Genomic DNA, 17,013 nt, shown 5'->3' with positions numbered 1-17,013 from the left:
GATACTTCTATTTTCACACACGGACGTGTTTGCCTCCACCTTTGTAAGAAAGATTTGTTAAACGGGGTTGCAAATGAATAATTACACATATAAAGTGAATTTTAATTCAATAAGTGGCGTTCGCCATGTGAGGATAAAATGTCTGATCTGTACAAGAAACACTTTCTGAAATTGCTCGACTTTACCCCTGCACAGTTCACTTCTCTGCTGATTCTTGCCGCACAGCTCAAAGCCGATAAAAAAAATGGCAAGGAAGTACAAAAGCTTACTGGCAAAAACATCGCGCTCATCTTCGAAAAAGACTCAACCCGTACACGATGCTCTTTCGAAGTTGCCGCATTTGACCAGGGCGCGCGCGTCACCTATTTAGGGCCGAGCGGCAGCCAGATTGGGCATAAAGAGTCAATTAAGGACACCGCGCGCGTGCTCGGGCGGATGTACGACGGCATTCAGTATCGCGGCCACGGCCAGGAAGTGGTCGAAACGCTGGCGCAGTACGCGGGCGTGCCGGTGTGGAACGGGCTGACCAACGAGTTCCATCCGACCCAACTGCTGGCGGATCTGCTGACCATGCAGGAGCACCTGCCGGGCAAGGCGTTTAACCAGATGACGCTGGTCTACGCGGGCGACGCGCGCAACAACATGGGCAACTCAATGCTGGAAGCGGCAGCGCTGACCGGGCTGGATCTGCGCCTGGTGGCCCCAAAAGCCTGCTGGCCGGAAGAGAGCCTGGTGGCGGAGTGCAGCGCGCTGGCCCAGAAGCACGGCGGCAAAATCACCCTGACGGAAGACGTGGCGGCGGGCGTGAAGGGTGCGGACTTTATCTATACCGACGTGTGGGTGTCGATGGGCGAAGCCAAAGAGAAGTGGGCGGAGCGGATTGCGCTGCTGCGTGGGTATCAGGTGAACGCGCAGATGATGGCGCTGACCGGCAACCCGAACGTGAAGTTCCTGCACTGTCTGCCCGCGTTCCATGACGACCAGACCACGCTCGGCAAGCAGATGGCGAAGGAGTTCGATCTGCACGGCGGGATGGAAGTGACGGACGAAGTGTTTGAGTCGGCGGCGAGCATTGTGTTTGACCAGGCGGAAAACCGGATGCATACGATTAAGGCGGTGATGGTGGCGACGCTTGGGGAGTGATTGGGTCCTCTGCGCGCTGGTGCCCTCACCCCGGCCCTCTCCCACGGGGAGAGGGGGAAAACACTAAAAAACGACAACCTTGTTGTCGTTTTTGCTTTTACCTCCCCTTCATTGATTTTTCACCCCGAAAAAGGTACGTTTTCGCCTTAATTCCAGCGTGGACATACCAGCATTATGCCGATTATTCAGTCTGTTGAACGTGCGTTGCAGATCCTCGACCTGTTCAACGAGCAGGCCACCGAGCTTAAGATCACCGACATCAGCAAACTGATGGGGCTGAGCAAGAGTACCCTCCACTCGCTGCTGAAAACCCTGCAGCTGCATGGCTATATCGATCAGAACCCGGAGAACGGCAAGTATCGCCTCGGCATGAAGCTGGTCGAGCGCGGTCATTTCGTTGTGGGCTCCATCGATATTCGCCAGAAGGCGAAAGGCTGGCTGACGGAGCTGTCCCGGCGGACCGGGCAGACGACCCATCTGGGGATCCTGGACGGGCGTGAAGGGGTTTATATCGAGAAGATTGAAGGCAAGCTGGCCGCCATCGCCTATTCGCGCATTGGCCGCCGTCTGCCGGTTCACGCCACCGCCATCGGCAAGGTGTTGATTGCCTGGCTGGGCGAGACCGAGCTGAACGCCCTGCTTGAGGGCTATCAGTACACCACCTATACCCCTTCCACCCTCGCCTCTCGCGAAGCCTTAATGAGCGCCCTCGCGCAGACCCGCGAGCAGGGCTATGCCCTGGATAGCGAAGAGAACGAGCAGGGCGTGCGCTGCGTGGCGGTGCCGGTGTGGAACCACGAGTCCCGCGTGATTGCCGCCCTGAGCCTGTCGACGCTGACCTCCCGCGTGGACGATGCCGGGCTGGCTGATTTCCGCGAGCAGCTTCAGCAGGCCGGGCTCCAGCTCTCACGCGCGCTGGGCTACCCGGCCTGAGCCGTTATGCCGGCTCGTAGGTGAAGTAGTCGAAGTCCGCGTGGCAGCCGTCGCCGCTGATGTCCTCGCAGTGCAGCCCCACAAACGCGCCGGTGAAGAAGCCGCGCCCGCCGATGTAGTCATCCGACAGTTTCCACGCCTCATACGTTACCGGCACGGTGTGCCACGTCTCGCCGTCGAACGAGTAGCTGTAGCGGTAGACCAGCGTATCCACGTCCACCCGCAGCCAGATGCTCTCCGCACTCTCCGGCACCGGAATCGGCTGCTCGTGCAGCGGCCATGACGGGACGTTGTGGTCTAGCTGAATAACCTTGATGGTTCTCCCCTGCCCCTCCTCGTAGTCCACAAAGCAGTAGCTCCAGTTTTTACTGTTGTAGTAGCAGGTCAGCCCCGCGCTTTGCTGGAAGTGAACCGGCGAGAACTGCATCCGCGTTTCGGAGCGGAAAGCGAAGTGCTGCCAGCGGCGCGCTACGGTCGACTGGGTAAAGGTCGAGTTGAGCGAGTCGTTGCCGTAGAGCCGTAAATAGCCCGGGCGCGCGGTGAGCGAGCCGAGAGTGTCGTCGAACGGGATGCGCAGGGTTTGCAGTTCCGGATCAAGCGTGCTGCCGTCGAAGTCCTCCCGCCAGTTGCCCTGAATGGATGCAGGCTGTTCCGCCACCTGTGGGCCTTTCACGGTCAACTGCGCGTGCTTGCCGCCTTCCACGTACGGCCAGCCGTCGCGCCATTCAATGCGGGCGATACCGGTCTCGCGGCCCAGCGGACAGTAGCCGCGTCCGCCGGTGGCCAGCAGCGGCACGCCGGGCAGGCGCAGCGGGCGGCTGGTGAGGTAGGCCATGTACCACTCCCCGGTGTGGGTCTGCAGCAGCGAGCCGTGGCCGCTCTTCTGCAGCGGATTCTCCGGCAGGTGCCAGCTGGTCATCATCGTCACGTCCGGGTGCAGCTCGTACGGCCCGTCGATGGTTTTTGAACGCAGCACCACAACCGCGTGCTCGTAGCTGGTGCCGCCTTCGGCGACCATCAGGTAGTACCATCCCGCGTGGCGATACAGGTGCGCGCCTTCGGTGTAGCAGAGCGGCGTGCCGGTAAACAGGGTTTTACGCTCGGGCGAGAGGGTGCCGGTCTGCGGATCGAATTCCTGCATCACAATGGTGTTGTGCGGGTTGCTGTGGTGGCGCGGCCCCCACGGACGGTAGAGGTAGTACTTACGGCCATCGTCGTCGTGGAACAAGGACGGGTCAAACCCGCCGTTGCCCATCGGGATCGGCTCGCTCCACGGCCCCTCGATGGACGGCGCGGTGACGAGGAAGTTACGGCCATTTTTCCACGGCGAGTCGACAATCTTTACGTCGGTGTAGAGCAGCCAGAATTTGCCGTCGGCATAGCTCAGGCACGGTGCCCAGATGCCGCCGGAGTCCGGGTTGCCCTTCATGTCCAGCATCGACACGCGGTCCAGCGGGGTGCTGACCAGCGACCAGTTTTTCAGGTCACGGGAGTGATAGATGCGCACGCCCGGGAACCACTCGAAGGTCGAGGTGGCGATGTAGTAGTCCTCGCCCTGACGGCACAAAGACGGGTCCGGGTTGAAGCCGGTGAGTATTGGGTTAGTGATTTCCATATTGCCTCCGGTTAATGGGATGCGGCTGTCGCGGCGTCGGGAACGGCCTCGCCCTGCACCGCGCGGTGCTTGATCAGCTGCTGGCTGATGGCCTCCACGCGGGCATCGGTGAGCTTATAGAACGACAGCATGATGAACATGCCCGCGTAGAGCACCACCGGCACCACGCAGAACAGAATTTTGATGGTGGTGAGCACCTCGACCGGCTGCACGCTGCTGCTGGCGGAGTAGTTCACGTACGCCAGGATCCAGCCCACCACCGCCCCGCCAATCGCCAGGCCAATCTTCAGGCTGAACAGATAGGTGGAGAACACCAGCCCGTCGAGGCGTCGCCCGCTGCGGCTCTCCTCGTAATCCACCACGTCAGAGGCCATCAGCCACTGCAGCGGCGTGGTGGTGTTGAAGACGAACAGGAACAGGATGTTGAGGGCGAAAATCAGGGCAATATGCTCCGCCGGGGTGACGAAAATCAGCAGGCTGATCAGCGAGTAGGCGACGATAATCCACTTGAAGGCTTTTACCCGGTCGAAGCGGCCCAGCAGACGGGAGGAGCAGAGCGAGCCGAACATGGTGGCGAGGCTGCCGTAGAGTAAAAACTGGGTCGCCATCTCCGGGTGATCCATCACGTATTTGACGAAGTAAAGCGTCGCCCCGCCGCGTACCACGTTAGAGCAGGTCGCCATCATCTTGAACGCGCACATGATCCGCCACTGGCCGTTGCCCAGCAGCAGCTTAAGGTCTTTCGCCACCGACGAGCCCGGCTGAACCTCAAAGGCGTAACGCTCTTTGGTGGTAAAGAAGCAGACGTAGAGCAGCACCACGCCGGTCAGCCCCAGCACACACATGGCGCCGAAATAGCCCACCTGCTCGTCCCCTTTGCCGATGATGCTCACCAGCGGCAGCGCGATGCCGCTAATGGCAAGCGAGCCCGCCGCCGCCAGGAAGAAACGCCACGACTGCAGGGCGTGACGCTCTTTCGGGTCGGCGGTAATGACACCCGGCATGGCGCAATACGGCACGTTAACGAAGGTGTAGACGAGGGTCAGCAGAATGTAGGTTACGCAGGCGTAGATGATTTTGCCCTGCGCGGAGAAATCCGGCGTGTAGAAGGTCAGCATGCAGACGATGCCAAACGGGATCGCCCCCCACAGCAGGAACGGGCGGAACTGGCCGTAGCGCGTGCGGGTGCGGTCCACCAGCAGCCCCATCAGCGGGTCGGTCACGGCGTCGAGCACGCGGGAGACCAAAAACAGCGTGCCCATAATGCCCGCCGACAGGCCAAACACGTCGGTATAAAAGTAGGCCAGCAGGAACATGGTGGCCTGCCAGACAAAGCCGCAGGCGGTGTCACCCAGCCCGTAGCCAATTTTATCTTTCATGGTTAATTGCATCATCATCGCACCTTTATTTTCGTATGCTGATTTCACAACATCGTGTTAATGGAGTGTAATGAGCTGTTCAATTAACCAGCAATGGTCATATCTTATTTCCGAATTACGATATTTTGCTTTTGTGACGCCACCGATATATCGCAACGCATTGTTTAAATTGATAAATTTAAGATACGCGAAAACCGTCCACGGGATATTTCCCGTAGACGGTATCGCTCAAAAATAATTAAAGTCCGAGTGCTTTTTTACCGGCGTTAATTACCTCGATAATTTTATCGGTGTCATAAATACAGCCTTTCCAGGTGCCGCCGCTCACCGACTGCAATGCCGCCCACAGGCGGGTATCGTCCGGCAAAAAGTCATGAGGGTGCAGGTCCGGGTGCGTCTGTCTTACTGCCAGCTCGCGCGCGCCCTCTTCCGGCGTCAGCGGGTTTTCTGCGGTGCCGATAAAGTTGACGCTGCCCGTCAGGGTCAGGCGATCCACGGCAATCTCAATGATGTCGTTGTCGCGCAGCTTGCCAATCGGCCCGCCTGCCAGCGCTTCCGGCGACACGTGGCCGAAGCAGGCGCCCGTCGACACCCCCGAGAAGCGCGCATCGGTGATTAACGACACCGTCTTGCCCCACGAGATATGTTTGAGCGCAGAGGTGAGCTGGTAGGTCTCTTCCATGCCGGTACCGGACGGCCCGCCGCCGATCACCACCATGATATCGCCCTGTTTAATCTCTTCCTGCTTGATGGCCTTAATGGCCTGAGCTTCCGAGACAAATACCCTCGCCCGGCCGGTATGACGGTAAACGCCATCTTCACCCACCACCGACGGGTCAATGGCCGTGGCCTTGATCACCGAGCCTTCCGGCGCGATGTTGCCCGTCGGGAAGCAGACCGTCGAGGTCAGCCCTCTCGCTTTTGCCTTCTCGGGCGGCAGGATCACATCATCCGGATCCACGCCGTCCTGCTCGCGCAGGCACTGGCGGAAGCGCTTACGGCGCTCGGACGCCTGCCACCAGTCGAGGTTCTCGCCCACCGTCTGGCCGGTGACGGTCATGGCATCCAGATGCAGCAAACCGAGATCGCGCAGGTGGAGCATCACCTCCGGCACGCCACCCGCGAGGAAGGCGCGCACGGTTGGGTGATAGTCCGGGCCGTTGGGCAGCACGCTGACCAGGCGCGGCACCCTGCGGTTGACGCGTGTCCAGTGTTCTACGTCCGGGATCGTGCAGCCCGCCGCGTGGGCGATGGCCGGGATGTGCAGCAGTAAATTGGTAGAGCCGCCGAACGCCGCGTGGATCACCATCGCGTTTTCGATGGCTTTATCGGTGAGGATATCGCGCGTGGTGATGCCGCGGTTATCCAGCTCGCTCACCGCCCGCGCCGACTGGCGGGCGATCTCCAGCCACACCGCCTGACCGGACGGCGCCAGCGCGGAGTGCGGCAGCGCCAGACCGAGCGCTTCCGCCACCACCTGCGAGGTGCCCGCCGTGCCGAGGAACTGACATCCGCCGCCCGGCGACGCGCAGGCGCGACAGCCCAGCTCGGCGGCCTCCTGCAATGACAGTTCGTGGTTAGCGAAGCGCGCGCCGATGGTCTGCACCTTGCCCGCGTCTTCTCCGACGGTCGGCGGCAGCGTCGCACCGCCCGGCACCAGAATGGTCGGCAGATTGTGCATCGAGGCCAGCGCAATCATGGTGGCGGGCAGCCCTTTATCGCAGGTCGCCACGCCAATAACCGCCCGGCGCGTCGGCAGGGAGCGAATCAGACGACGAAACACAATCGCCGCATCGTTGCGGTACGGCAGGGAATCAAACATCCCGTGCGTGCCCTGCGAGCGCCCGTCGCACGGATCGCTGACGAAGGCCGCAAACGGGATCCCGCCGTTGCGGGTGATCTCCTTCGCCGCGGCCTGCATCTGCATGCCGATCTCCCAGTGCCCGGTGTGGTAGCCCAGCGCAACCGGCCGTCCGTCACCGGCGCGGATGCCGCCCTGGGTGCCAATAATCAGCACCTCTTTGCCGGTCAGCTTGTTGGCGTCCCAGCCCATCCCGGCGTTCTGGGTCATGCCGAACAGATTGCCGCTGGGGGATTCCATCAGCATCTGCGGAGTCAGCGGCAGCGCGCCCTGCGGCCCCGCCGCATGGGTGATGACGGCATAAAACGCATCATCCTGCGGGGTGAAAATTTTCTCGATGGTCATGGTTATCGTCCGGCTCAGCAGAGCTTGAGCTGTTGCAGCAGGGTTTTCAGCTGCGCCTTACGCGGCTCGTCCAGCGCAGAGGCGGGCGGCAGCACGTGGGTAGAAATCGGGCGGCCGCAGAGCACAATCGCCTCTTTAATGACATTCACAAACGGCGTATCCAGCTGATACATCTGCGGTATTTGCAGTAAGGTCTGATGATACTCAGCCGCTTTCGCCACGTCTTTATCCCGCCAGGCTTTCAGAAGATTCACCGACACCTGCGGAGCAAAGTTGCCGCTGGCCGAGATCGCCCCATCGCCGCCGAGCAGCAGGGTATTAAACAGATGATCGTCGTAGCCGCACAGCACGGTGAAGTGCGGATGGGCGGCTTTGACGGTGTGGATCATGCTGCGCAGATGGGCCACGGAGTCGATGGTGTCTTTAATGCCGACGATGTTGCTGCGCGAGTCGGCCAGGGTTTTGACCAGCGCCGGCGTCAGATCTTGCCCGGTCAGCGCCGGGAAGTTATAGAGGATCACCGGCAGCGTGACGCTGTCGGCCACCTGCTCGAAATAGCGGATCAGGTTCGCTTCAGACACCTTCCAGTAGTAGGGGTTGATCACCACGATACCGTCCGCCCCCGCCTGCTGGGCATGCTGGCTCAGTTCAATGGTTTCCCGGGCGTTGGTGCCGCCGGTGCCGATCAGCACCGGCACACGACGATCGACGTGATCGATAGCAAAGCGGGCAATGGTTTTACGCTCTTCGGCGCTGAGCTGGGAGAACTCACCGCCGCTGCCCAGGAAGAACAGGCCGTCAACGCCTGCCGCGATCAGATCGTCGATCAGCGCGGCGGTGCCCGGCTTATCAAGCTGGCCATCGGCGGTAAAAATGGTGGAGACAGGGGGAATGATTCCCGTGAACAACGCGGACTGCGGCATGAGATCTCCTTGCTGAATCATTTTGTTCTACATTATAGAACAGCGTTCATTAATTTAACAATCATACTATGACGCAGAAAAAGCGCAGGTAAATGAGAGATGAGGAGGGAGTGTGGGAAGTTTAAGCTGGATCACATATTAGAGGGTGCGGTCTGGTGCCCTCACCCTAACCCTCTCCCACAGGGAGAGGGAACTTTTACACCCTCTCCCCTTGGGAGAGGGCCGGGGTGAGGGGAAATTACTCCACCAACATCTTAACAACCACTTTTCTGACCTTAGCAGGCCCCCCCACCGCGCACAGCGGCTTATGCACTTCACCCGGCCAGAACACCACGAAATCCCCTTCGCTCAGCACCACGGTTTTCTCCTGCTCGCCTTCCGGCAGGAACGCGATGTCTTTATCCGCCAGCCAGTCGGTGTCCGGCGTGCCGTGTGGCAACGTACTGAACGTCATCCCTTCCTGCCCTTTGAGCACAATCTGAATGTCCAGATAGCGCGCATGGTACTCCGCGCGGCGCTCGGCAAACGGCTGGGTCATGTCTTCGGAGACCAGATAAAACAGGTTGCTGCCGTTGATGTCGTGTTTGCCCGGCGGGGTGGCGTCGGTGACGTGGGCTTTAACGTGCTCGATGGCCAGACGCAGGGGTTCCGGTAGCCAGGCTTGCAGATGGTGGATGTTGCCGATAATCATAATTAAACCCTCATAATAAAACACTGTTTCATTTTTATCTTTTATACGAGAATTCAAACTGCCATACCAGCCCTTTTTCGCGGAGAGTTGCGCGAACGCATGTTTATCGGGAAAGGTGTTAATCTGCTGTTAATCCCTCACAGGCATTTATGCAGTTGTTATGCATAACCTCAGCGCGTCGTGACGATGCCGTGACGCTAACTCACTGATTGTACTGCCTTCATCATAAAACTCGCGCCAGCTTCACACTTTATCATTTTGATTATTTGCTATTAAATTCCATAATTATTTATTGATTTTTCTTAAGTCAAAAATAGTTAATTGGCTATTCTGCATAGCCATTCCGCACATGAAATAAAATCATTTAAAATCAACAACATAACCAAATATGTCAAAACATTAAATTCTACAAAATAATAACAACCTCAAATAATGCCAACGGATCCTGCTTAGCTATTCACCGGCTAATAATATCAAATTAATCATTATCTGATGCGAATCATGCAAATGAAAACAAACCACTCAATACCTAATTTCACGTGAGCAACATCACAATACGGTTTATTTAAGCGCCTACTATTGACCACGAAATCAATTGAGCTTAGCCGCCATATCATTACACGAATATGGCGCATGCCCTTTTTATTCTGAAAAACAGTTAAAGGAATAATTATGGAAAAGCATTATGTCGGTTCTGAAATTGGTCAATTGCGTAGCGTGATGCTGCACCGCCCTAATTTAAGTCTTAAGCGCTTAACGCCATCAAACTGTCAGGAACTGTTATTTGATGATGTGCTCTCGGTTGAGCGGGCGGGTGAGGAGCATGACATTTTCGCAAACACGCTGCGCGAGCAGGGTGTGGAAGTCCTGCTGTTGACCGACCTTCTCACTCAAACGCTTGATATTACAGAGGCGAAAGCCTGGCTGCTGGAGACGCAAATCTCCGACTACCGTCTCGGGCCAACCTTTGCCAGCGACGTGCGCGGCTGGCTGGCAGATATGCCGCACCGGGAACTGGCGCGCAGACTGAGCGGCGGATTAACCTACGGTGAAATTCCGGCGGCGATTAAAAATATGGTGGTGGATACCCACACGGCGAATGATTTTATTATGAAGCCGCTGCCAAACCATTTATTTACCCGCGATACCTCGTGCTGGATTTATAACGGCGTCTCCATTAACCCGATGGCCAAACCGGCCCGCCAGCGTGAAACCAATAACCTGCGAGCCATATATCGCTGGCACCCGGCATTCGCCGATGGCGAATTTATTAAGTATTTCGGCGACGAGAATATTAATTATGACCACGCCACCCTGGAGGGCGGCGACGTATTAGTGATTGGCCGCGGCGCGGTATTAATTGGCATGTCTGAACGCACCACCCCGCAGGGCGTGGAGTTCCTCGCTAACAGCCTGTTTAAACATCGCCAGGCCGAGCGCGTGATTGCCGTTGAGCTGCCAAAACACCGCTCCTGCATGCACCTCGACACCGTCATGACCCACATCGACGTGGACACCTTCTCCGTCTACCCGGAAGTGGTGCGTAAAGACGCCCAGTGCTGGACGCTCACCCCGGACGGACGCGGCGGCCTGCTGCGCACCCAGGAAACCGACCTGCTGCACGCCATCGAGAAAGCGCTCGGCATTAATCAGGTACGCCTGATCACCACCGGCGGCGACGCCTTTGAAGCCGAGCGCGAGCAGTGGAACGACGCCAATAACGTGCTCACCATCCGCCCGGGCGTGGTGATCGGCTACGAGCGCAACGTCTGGACCAACGAGAAATACGACAAAGCGGGGATCACCGTGCTACCTATCCCGGGCGACGAACTGGGACGCGGTCGCGGCGGCGCGCGCTGCATGAGCTGCCCACTGGAACGCGACGGAATTTAAGGAGCCACTATGGAACGAAAACCCACTCTGGTTGTGGCCCTGGGCGGCAACGCATTGCTCAAACGCGGCGAACCGCTAGAAGCCGAGATCCAGCGTAAAAACATCGATCTCGCGGCCCGAACCATCGCCGGGCTGACGGAGCAGTGGCGCGTGGTGCTGGTGCACGGCAACGGGCCGCAGGTCGGGCTGCTGGCGTTGCAGAACAGCGCCTACGACAAAGTCGCCCCCTACCCGCTGGACGTTCTCGGTGCCGAAAGCCAGGGGATGATCGGCTACATGCTCCAGCAGGCGCTGAAAAACAGCCTGCCCCAGCGCGAGGTGAGCGTCCTGCTCACCCAGGTGGAGGTGGACGCCGCCGACCCGGCCTTCAGCAACCCGACCAAGTACATCGGCCCGGTCTACAGCGAAGCCCAGGCAAAAACGCTGCAGGCGGAGAAAGGCTGGGTGTTCAAGGCCGACGGCAGCTACTTCCGCCGCGTGGTGCCCTCTCCGCAGCCGAAACGCATCGTTGAGAGCGACGCCATCGCGGCGCTGATCCAGCGCGACCATCTGGTGATCTGCAACGGCGGTGGCGGCGTACCGGTGGTGGAAAACGCCAATGGCTATCACGGCATTGAGGCGGTGATCGACAAAGACCTCTCCGCCGCCCTGCTGGCGCGCCAGATTGAGGCGGATGCCCTGCTGATCCTCACCGATGCCGACGCGGTGTACCTCGACTGGGGCAAACCAACCCAGCGTCCGCTGGCACAGGTGACGCCGGAACTGCTCAAGGGCATGGCGTTCGACGCCGGTTCAATGGGGCCGAAAGTGGCCGCCTGCCGCGAGTTTGTTGAGGCCTGCAACGGGATTGCCGGGATCGGCGCGCTGGCCGACGGCGCGGAGATCCTCGCGGGCGAGAAAGGCACGTTGATTCGTAACTGAATAACTTCCCCCTCACCCGACTCTCCCTCTCCCCGTGGGAGAGGGCCGGGGTGAGGGCACCAGACAGCAAAATTTTAAAAAGGATTTCCCACATGACCATCAACCTGAAAAACCGCAACTTCCTCAAACTGCTGGACTATACCCCGGCGGAGATCCAGTACCTGATCGACCTCGCCATCGAACTGAAGGCCGCCAAAAAAGCCGGACGTGAGAAGCAAACGCTGGTCGGGAAAAACATCGCCCTGATTTTTGAAAAAACCTCCACCCGTACCCGCTGCGCCTTTGAAGTGGGCGCATTTGACCAGGGCGCGCAGGTCACCTACCTCGGCCCAAGCGGCTCACAGATTGGTCATAAAGAGTCGATGAAAGACACCGCCCGCGTGCTGGGCCGCATGTATGACGGCATCGAGTATCGCGGCTACGGCCAGGCCATCGTTGAAGAGCTGGGCGAGTACGCGGGTGTGCCGGTATGGAACGGCCTGACTGACGAGTTCCACCCCACTCAAATCCTCGCCGATCTGATGACCATGCTGGAGCACTCGCCGGGCAAAACCCTGCCGGAGCTGAGCTTTGCCTATCTGGGCGACGCGCGCAACAACATGGGCAACTCGCTGATGGTCGGTGCGGCCAAGATGGGGATGGATATCCGCCTGGTGGCACCAAAGTCCTTCTGGCCGGAAGCGGGGCTGGTTGAGCAGTGCCGCGCCATCGCCAAAGAAACGGGCGCACGCATCACCCTTACCGACGACGTAGAAGAAGGTGTGCAGGGAGCCGATTTCCTCTACACCGACGTGTGGGTCTCCATGGGAGAGCCGAAGGAAGCCTGGGCCGAGCGCGTCAGCCTGATGAAGCCGTATCAAATCAATGCGCAGGTGATGAAGGCCACCGGCAACCCGAACGTCAAGTTTATGCACTGCCTGCCGGCGTTTCACAACGAACACACCAAAGTGGGCCGCGAAATTGAGATGGCCTACGGCCTGAAAGGGCTGGAGGTGACGGAAGAGGTCTTTGAATCACCAAACTCTATTGTCTTCGACGAAGCAGAAAACCGTATGCACACCATAAAAGCCGTCATGGTGGCGACACTCGGCGACTAATCACCGCCCGGCGCGCCACGGGGTGCGCCGGGGTTCAGGAGAACATCATGGGCAAGTTTAAGTTTCCCTCCGCTTACACCATTCTCTTTTTTCTGATTGCCGTCGTGGCCGTGCTGACGTGGATTATTCCGGCCGGACAGTACCATATGGCAATGAACGAGGCGCTCGGCAAGGACGTGCCGGTTGCCGGGACCTACGCGCACGTGGCGGCCCACCCGCAGGGGCTGGTTTCCGTACTGATGGCTCCCATTGCCGGGCTGTACGATCCGGAGTCCGGCCAGGCCGGGGCGATCGACGTAGCGCTGTTTATTCTGATCATCGGGGGATTTCTCGGGATCGTCACCAAAACCGGGGCGATCGACGCCGGGATCGAGCGCGTCACCACGCGATTACGCGGGCGTGAAGAGTGGATGATCCCGATCCTGATGGCGCTGTTCGCCGCAGGCGGCACCATCTACGGCATGGCCGAAGAGTCACTGCCGTTCTACACCCTGCTGGTGCCGGTGATGCTGGCCGCCCGTTTTGATCCGGTTGTTGCGGCCTCCACCGTGTTGCTCGGCGCGGGGATCGGCACGCTCGGCTCTACCATCAACCCCTTCGCCACGGTGATCGCCGCCAACGCCGCCGGGATCCCCTTCACCAACGGGATCGCCCTGCGCGTGGCGCTGCTGGTCATCGGCTGGATCATCTGCGTGGCATGGGTAATGCGTTACGCCCGTAAGGTGCGCCAGGATCCGTCTCTTTCCATCGTTGCAGACAAACAGGAAGAGAACCGCGCCCATTTCCTCGGTAACAAAGACGCACAGACGCTGGAATTTACCCCGGTACGCAAAATCATCCTGGTCATTTTCGCCCTCGCCTTCGCGGTGATGATTTACGGCGTGGCGGTGCTGGGCTGGTGGATGGCGGAGATCTCGGCGGTGTTTCTCGCCAGCGCCATTATCGTGGGGCTTATCGCCCGCATGAGCGAAGAGGAGCTGACCTCAACGTTTATCAACGGCGCACGAGATTTGCTGGGCGTCGCGCTGATTATCGGCATCGCCCGCGGTATCGTAGTCATCATGGATAAGGGCATGATTACCCACACCATTTTGCACAGCGCGGAAGGGCTGGTCAGCGGGTTATCCACGGTGGCGTTTATCAACGTGATGTACTGGCTGGAAGTGGTGCTGTCGTTTCTTGTGCCTTCTTCATCCGGCCTGGCCGTTCTGACGATGCCGATCATGGCACCGCTTGCCGATTTCGCTAACGTCAACCGCGACCTGGTAGTCACGGCTTACCAGTCAGCCTCCGGTATCGTTAACCTGGTGACGCCCACCTCCGCGGTGGTTATGGGCGGGCTGGCTATCGCCCGCGTGCCCTATGTGCGCTACTTGAAATGGGTGGCGCCGCTGCTGGGGATACTCACGGTGGTGATCATGGTGGCGTTAAGCCTGGGGGCAGTATTGTGATGTTTTGACGTTGTAGGCCCGGTAAGCGTAGCGCCACCGGGCGTTTTGTTTCAGCCACTTACATGGGAAATAGTTATGACGGAATATGGTGATTACTCTCCAAAAGAACAGCTACAGCTGACGGTCTGTCAGCGCCTGATCGCAGAAAAGAGCTATCTCTCCCAGGAAGAGATTCGCCGCGATTTGCAGGAGCGTGGTTTTGAGACCATCAGCCAGTCCACCGTTTCACGTCTGCTCAAGTTGCTTGGTGTCATAAAAATTCGAAATGCCAAAGGGCTAAAGATTTATTCGTTGAATCCTCTTCTGCGCCCTGCCCCCGACGCCGCACGTACAGTTTCCGAAATGGTGGTCAGCGTGGAGCATAATAGCGAATTTATCCTTATTCATACCGTGGCCGGATATGGCCGCGCGGTGGCGCGCATTCTGGATTATCACCAGTTACCGGAAATTTTAGGCGTGGTTGCCGGAAGCAGTATTGTCTGGGTCGCCCCCCGGGTGGTGAAACGTACCGCGCTGGTGCATAAGCAAATTAATTATTTACTCAGAACGCATTAATATTCACAAAGAACCGTTTGCATTGAGTAAAGCGTGCATTAAATTGCTTGATCCGGACATCGGGGTGCGTATAATGCCCGACAATTTGCCGGGAGGAAGCATGGTCAAGCGTGTTCGACATAACGTCTTACCGCGTCTGAAATCAGACGCTGGCCTGCCGTTTTTCTTCCCGTTGCTAAACCTATTCCCAGAGCCCCTCATTTGAGGGGCTTTTTTTTGCCCGGCGTCAGGAGATAAACATGAATCCGCTTTATCAAAAACACATCATTTCCATAAACGACCTCAGCCGCGAAGAGCTGGAACTGGTTCTGGAAACCGCGGCAAAACTGAAGGCCAATCCGCAACCGGAGCTGCTGAAGCACAAGGTGATTGCGAGCTGCTTCTTTGAAGCCTCGACCCGCACGCGCCTCTCCTTTGAAACCTCCATGCACCGCCTGGGCGCGAGCGTGGTGGGCTTCTCAGACAGCAGCAACACGTCGCTGGGTAAAAAAGGCGAAACCCTGGCGGATACCATTTCAGTGATTAGCACCTACGTTGACGCGATTGTAATGCGTCACCCGCAGGAGGGCGCGGCCCGTCTGGCGACCGAGTTCTCCGGCGGTATTCCGGTGCTGAACGCCGGTGACGGTGCCAACCAGCATCCGACGCAGACCCTGCTGGATCTGTTCACCATTCAGGAGACCCAGGGCCGTCTGGAAAACCTGAACATCGCCATGGTAGGTGACCTGAAATATGGCCGCACGGTTCACTCCCTGACCCAGGCGCTGGCGAAATTCAACGGCAACCGCTTCTTCTTCATCGCCCCGGACGCGCTGGCGATGCCACAGTACATTCTCGACATGCTGGATGAAAAAGGCATTCCGTGGAGCCTGCACGCCAGCATCGAAGAGGTGATGGGCAACGTGGATATTCTGTATATGACCCGCGTGCAGAAAGAGCGTCTGGATCCGTCCGAGTACGCCAACGTGAAGGCGCAGTTTGTGCTGCGCGCCAGCGACCTCGAGGGCGCGCGCGACAACATGAAGGTGCTGCACCCGCTGCCGCGCATCGATGAGATCACCACAGACGTGGATAAAACGCCGCACGCCTGGTACTTCCAGCAGGCCGGAAACGGCATCTTCGCCCGCCAGGCGTTACTGGCACTGGTTCTGAATCGCGAATTGGCTCTGTAAGGGGAAACGACAATGACACACGATAACAAACTCCAGGTTGAAGCCATCAAACGTGGCACCGTGATTGACCACATCCCTGCGCAGGTCGGCTTTAAGCTGCTGACGCTGTTTAAACTGACCGAAACCGACCAGCGCATCACCATCGGCCTGAATCTGCCGTCAGGCGAAATGGGCCGCAAGGACCTGATCAAGATCGAGAATACTTTCCTGACCGACGAGCAGGTTAACCAGCTGTCGCTGTACGCGCCGGACGCCACCGTTAACCGCATCGACAATTACGACGTGGTGGGCAAATCACGCCCAAGCCTGCCGGAGCGGATTGAGAGCGTGCTGGTTTGCCCGAACAGCAACTGCATCAGCCACGCGGAGCCGGTCTCCTCCAGCTTCGCAGTGAAAAAACGCGCCGATGACATCGCACTCAAATGCAAATACTGCGAAAAAGAGTTTTCTCATTATGTGGTGCTGGCCAACTAATTGAGGTTGGTAAAGGATCCCGGCCTCCCTATAATGGCCGGGACTCTTAAATCAGCTGTTATTCTGGAGAAATCATGACCAAAGTACTCGCGACGGAAAATGCACCAGCGGCTATCGGCCCATACGTTCAGGGCGTTGATCTGGGTAGCATGATTATTACCTCTGGCCAGATCCCGGTGAACCCGAAGACCGGTGAAGTGCCAGCCGACGTAGCGGCGCAGGCACGTCAGTCGCTGGAAAACGTGCAGGCGATCGTGGAATCCGCAGGCCTGAAAGTGGGCGACATCGTGAAAACCACCGTTTTCGTGAAAGATCTGAACGATTTCGCCACCGTTAACGCCACTTATGAAGCGTTCTTCACCGAGCATAACGCCTCTTTCCCGGCGCGCTCCTGCGTGGAAGTGGCTCGTCTGCCAAAAGACGTGAAAATTGAAATCGAAGCGATTGCCGTACGTCGCTGATTGATAGCAGCAGAGAATGGGCGGCTTCGGCTGTCCATTTTTTTTGGTTATTTTTCCTCTCACCACAGCATGACCTTCCCCACCCGCCATTAATAACAT

Annotated in this window: 17 protein-coding genes; 12 read left to right on the top strand and 5 right to left on the bottom strand. The window is 58.3% G+C overall.

The features are described 5' to 3' along the window. Nucleotides 1-73 precede the first annotated feature (73 nt). The 3 genes from argL to xynR all read left to right on the top strand — a co-directional run bounded on the left by argL (nt 74) and on the right by xynR (nt 2,076). Complete coding sequence (gene argL, locus ACOTZF_RS02520) at nt 74-169, top strand: putative translational regulatory protein ArgL (RefSeq protein ID WP_213014347.1); 96 nt, start codon at nt 74-76, stop codon at nt 167-169. After that, nucleotides 139-1,143 (top strand): ornithine carbamoyltransferase, encoded by a 1,005-nt coding sequence (argF, locus tag ACOTZF_RS02515; protein WP_129253156.1) that lies wholly within the window; start codon nt 139-141, stop codon nt 1,141-1,143. Before argL ends, argF (ACOTZF_RS02515) begins: the two co-directional genes overlap by 31 nt. 174 nt (nt 1,144-1,317) lie before the next feature. Then, the gene (gene xynR / locus ACOTZF_RS02510; protein WP_129253154.1) at nt 1,318-2,076 is read left to right on the top strand and encodes a DNA-binding transcriptional repressor XynR; all 759 of its coding nucleotides are present in this window, start codon (nt 1,318-1,320) and stop codon (nt 2,074-2,076) included. Between the two features lie 4 nt (nt 2,077-2,080). Here xynR and ACOTZF_RS02505 read toward each other — a convergent pair whose 3' ends face one another. The 5 genes from ACOTZF_RS02505 to ACOTZF_RS02485 form a co-directional block, all read right to left on the bottom strand. Then, nucleotides 2,081-3,691, bottom strand: coding sequence for a glycoside hydrolase family 43 protein (locus tag ACOTZF_RS02505; RefSeq protein WP_129253152.1), 1,611 nt, complete (start codon nt 3,689-3,691; stop codon nt 2,081-2,083). 11 nt (nt 3,692-3,702) lie between these two features. Next, nucleotides 3,703-5,085, bottom strand: a complete 1,383-nt coding sequence (locus ACOTZF_RS02500) for an MFS transporter (protein WP_129253181.1) — start codon at nt 5,083-5,085, stop codon at nt 3,703-3,705. Nucleotides 5,086-5,308: 223 nt separating this feature from the next. Beyond that, a complete protein-coding gene (yagF, locus tag ACOTZF_RS02495) occupies nt 5,309-7,276 on the bottom strand; it encodes a xylonate dehydratase YagF (RefSeq protein WP_348563250.1) in 1,968 nt (655 codons plus the stop codon). A 14-nt stretch (nt 7,277-7,290) separates the two neighbouring features. Continuing rightward, on the bottom strand, nt 7,291-8,199 hold the full coding sequence (gene yagE / locus ACOTZF_RS02490) for a 2-keto-3-deoxygluconate aldolase (protein WP_058680796.1): 909 nt from the start codon (nt 8,197-8,199) through the stop codon (nt 7,291-7,293). 238 nt (nt 8,200-8,437) lie between these two features. After that, nucleotides 8,438-8,890 carry a YhcH/YjgK/YiaL family protein gene (locus tag ACOTZF_RS02485; RefSeq protein WP_129253148.1) on the bottom strand — a complete coding sequence of 151 codons (453 nt, stop codon included), beginning with the start codon at nt 8,888-8,890 and terminating at the stop codon, nt 8,438-8,440. Between the two features lie 672 nt (nt 8,891-9,562). Here ACOTZF_RS02485 and arcA point away from each other — a divergent pair. From arcA to ridA, 9 genes are all read left to right on the top strand, one after another. Beyond that, the gene (gene arcA / locus ACOTZF_RS02480) at nt 9,563-10,783 is read left to right on the top strand and encodes an arginine deiminase (RefSeq protein WP_038985625.1); all 1,221 of its coding nucleotides are present in this window, start codon (nt 9,563-9,565) and stop codon (nt 10,781-10,783) included. A 9-nt stretch (nt 10,784-10,792) separates the two neighbouring features. Next, a complete protein-coding gene (locus tag ACOTZF_RS02475; protein WP_013095370.1) occupies nt 10,793-11,704 on the top strand; it encodes a carbamate kinase in 912 nt (303 codons plus the stop codon). Nucleotides 11,705-11,796: 92 nt separating this feature from the next. Further along, entirely contained in the window at nt 11,797-12,801 is a 1,005-nt protein-coding gene (argF, locus tag ACOTZF_RS02470) for an ornithine carbamoyltransferase (RefSeq protein WP_013095369.1), read from the top strand. A gap of 47 nt (nt 12,802-12,848) precedes the next feature. Further along, nucleotides 12,849-14,252: a YfcC family protein gene (locus ACOTZF_RS02465; RefSeq protein WP_029883481.1), complete on the top strand. Its 1,404-nt coding sequence runs from the start codon at nt 12,849-12,851 to the stop codon at nt 14,250-14,252. Between the two features lie 75 nt (nt 14,253-14,327). Next, the gene (locus tag ACOTZF_RS02460; protein WP_013095367.1) at nt 14,328-14,807 is read left to right on the top strand and encodes an arginine repressor; all 480 of its coding nucleotides are present in this window, start codon (nt 14,328-14,330) and stop codon (nt 14,805-14,807) included. Between the two features lie 100 nt (nt 14,808-14,907). After that, nucleotides 14,908-15,012, top strand: a complete 105-nt coding sequence (locus ACOTZF_RS02455; RefSeq protein ID WP_022646880.1) for a pyrBI operon leader peptide — start codon at nt 14,908-14,910, stop codon at nt 15,010-15,012. Between the two features lie 34 nt (nt 15,013-15,046). Next, on the top strand, nt 15,047-15,979 hold the full coding sequence (gene pyrB / locus ACOTZF_RS02450; protein WP_014830458.1) for an aspartate carbamoyltransferase: 933 nt from the start codon (nt 15,047-15,049) through the stop codon (nt 15,977-15,979). Nucleotides 15,980-15,991: 12 nt separating this feature from the next. Then, nucleotides 15,992-16,453 carry an aspartate carbamoyltransferase regulatory subunit gene (gene pyrI / locus ACOTZF_RS02445; RefSeq protein ID WP_013095364.1) on the top strand — a complete coding sequence of 154 codons (462 nt, stop codon included), beginning with the start codon at nt 15,992-15,994 and terminating at the stop codon, nt 16,451-16,453. Nucleotides 16,454-16,527: 74 nt separating this feature from the next. After that, nucleotides 16,528-16,914 carry a 2-iminobutanoate/2-iminopropanoate deaminase gene (ridA, locus tag ACOTZF_RS02440; RefSeq protein WP_006810315.1) on the top strand — a complete coding sequence of 129 codons (387 nt, stop codon included), beginning with the start codon at nt 16,528-16,530 and terminating at the stop codon, nt 16,912-16,914. The last annotated feature ends 99 nt before the right edge of the window (nt 16,915-17,013 follow it).

It is taken from the genome of Enterobacter cloacae complex sp. SHL021, assembly GCF_049237765.1.
GTDB lineage: Bacteria > Pseudomonadota > Gammaproteobacteria > Enterobacterales > Enterobacteriaceae > Enterobacter > Enterobacter cloacae.
This window is presented reverse-complemented; position numbering and strand designations above follow the sequence as displayed.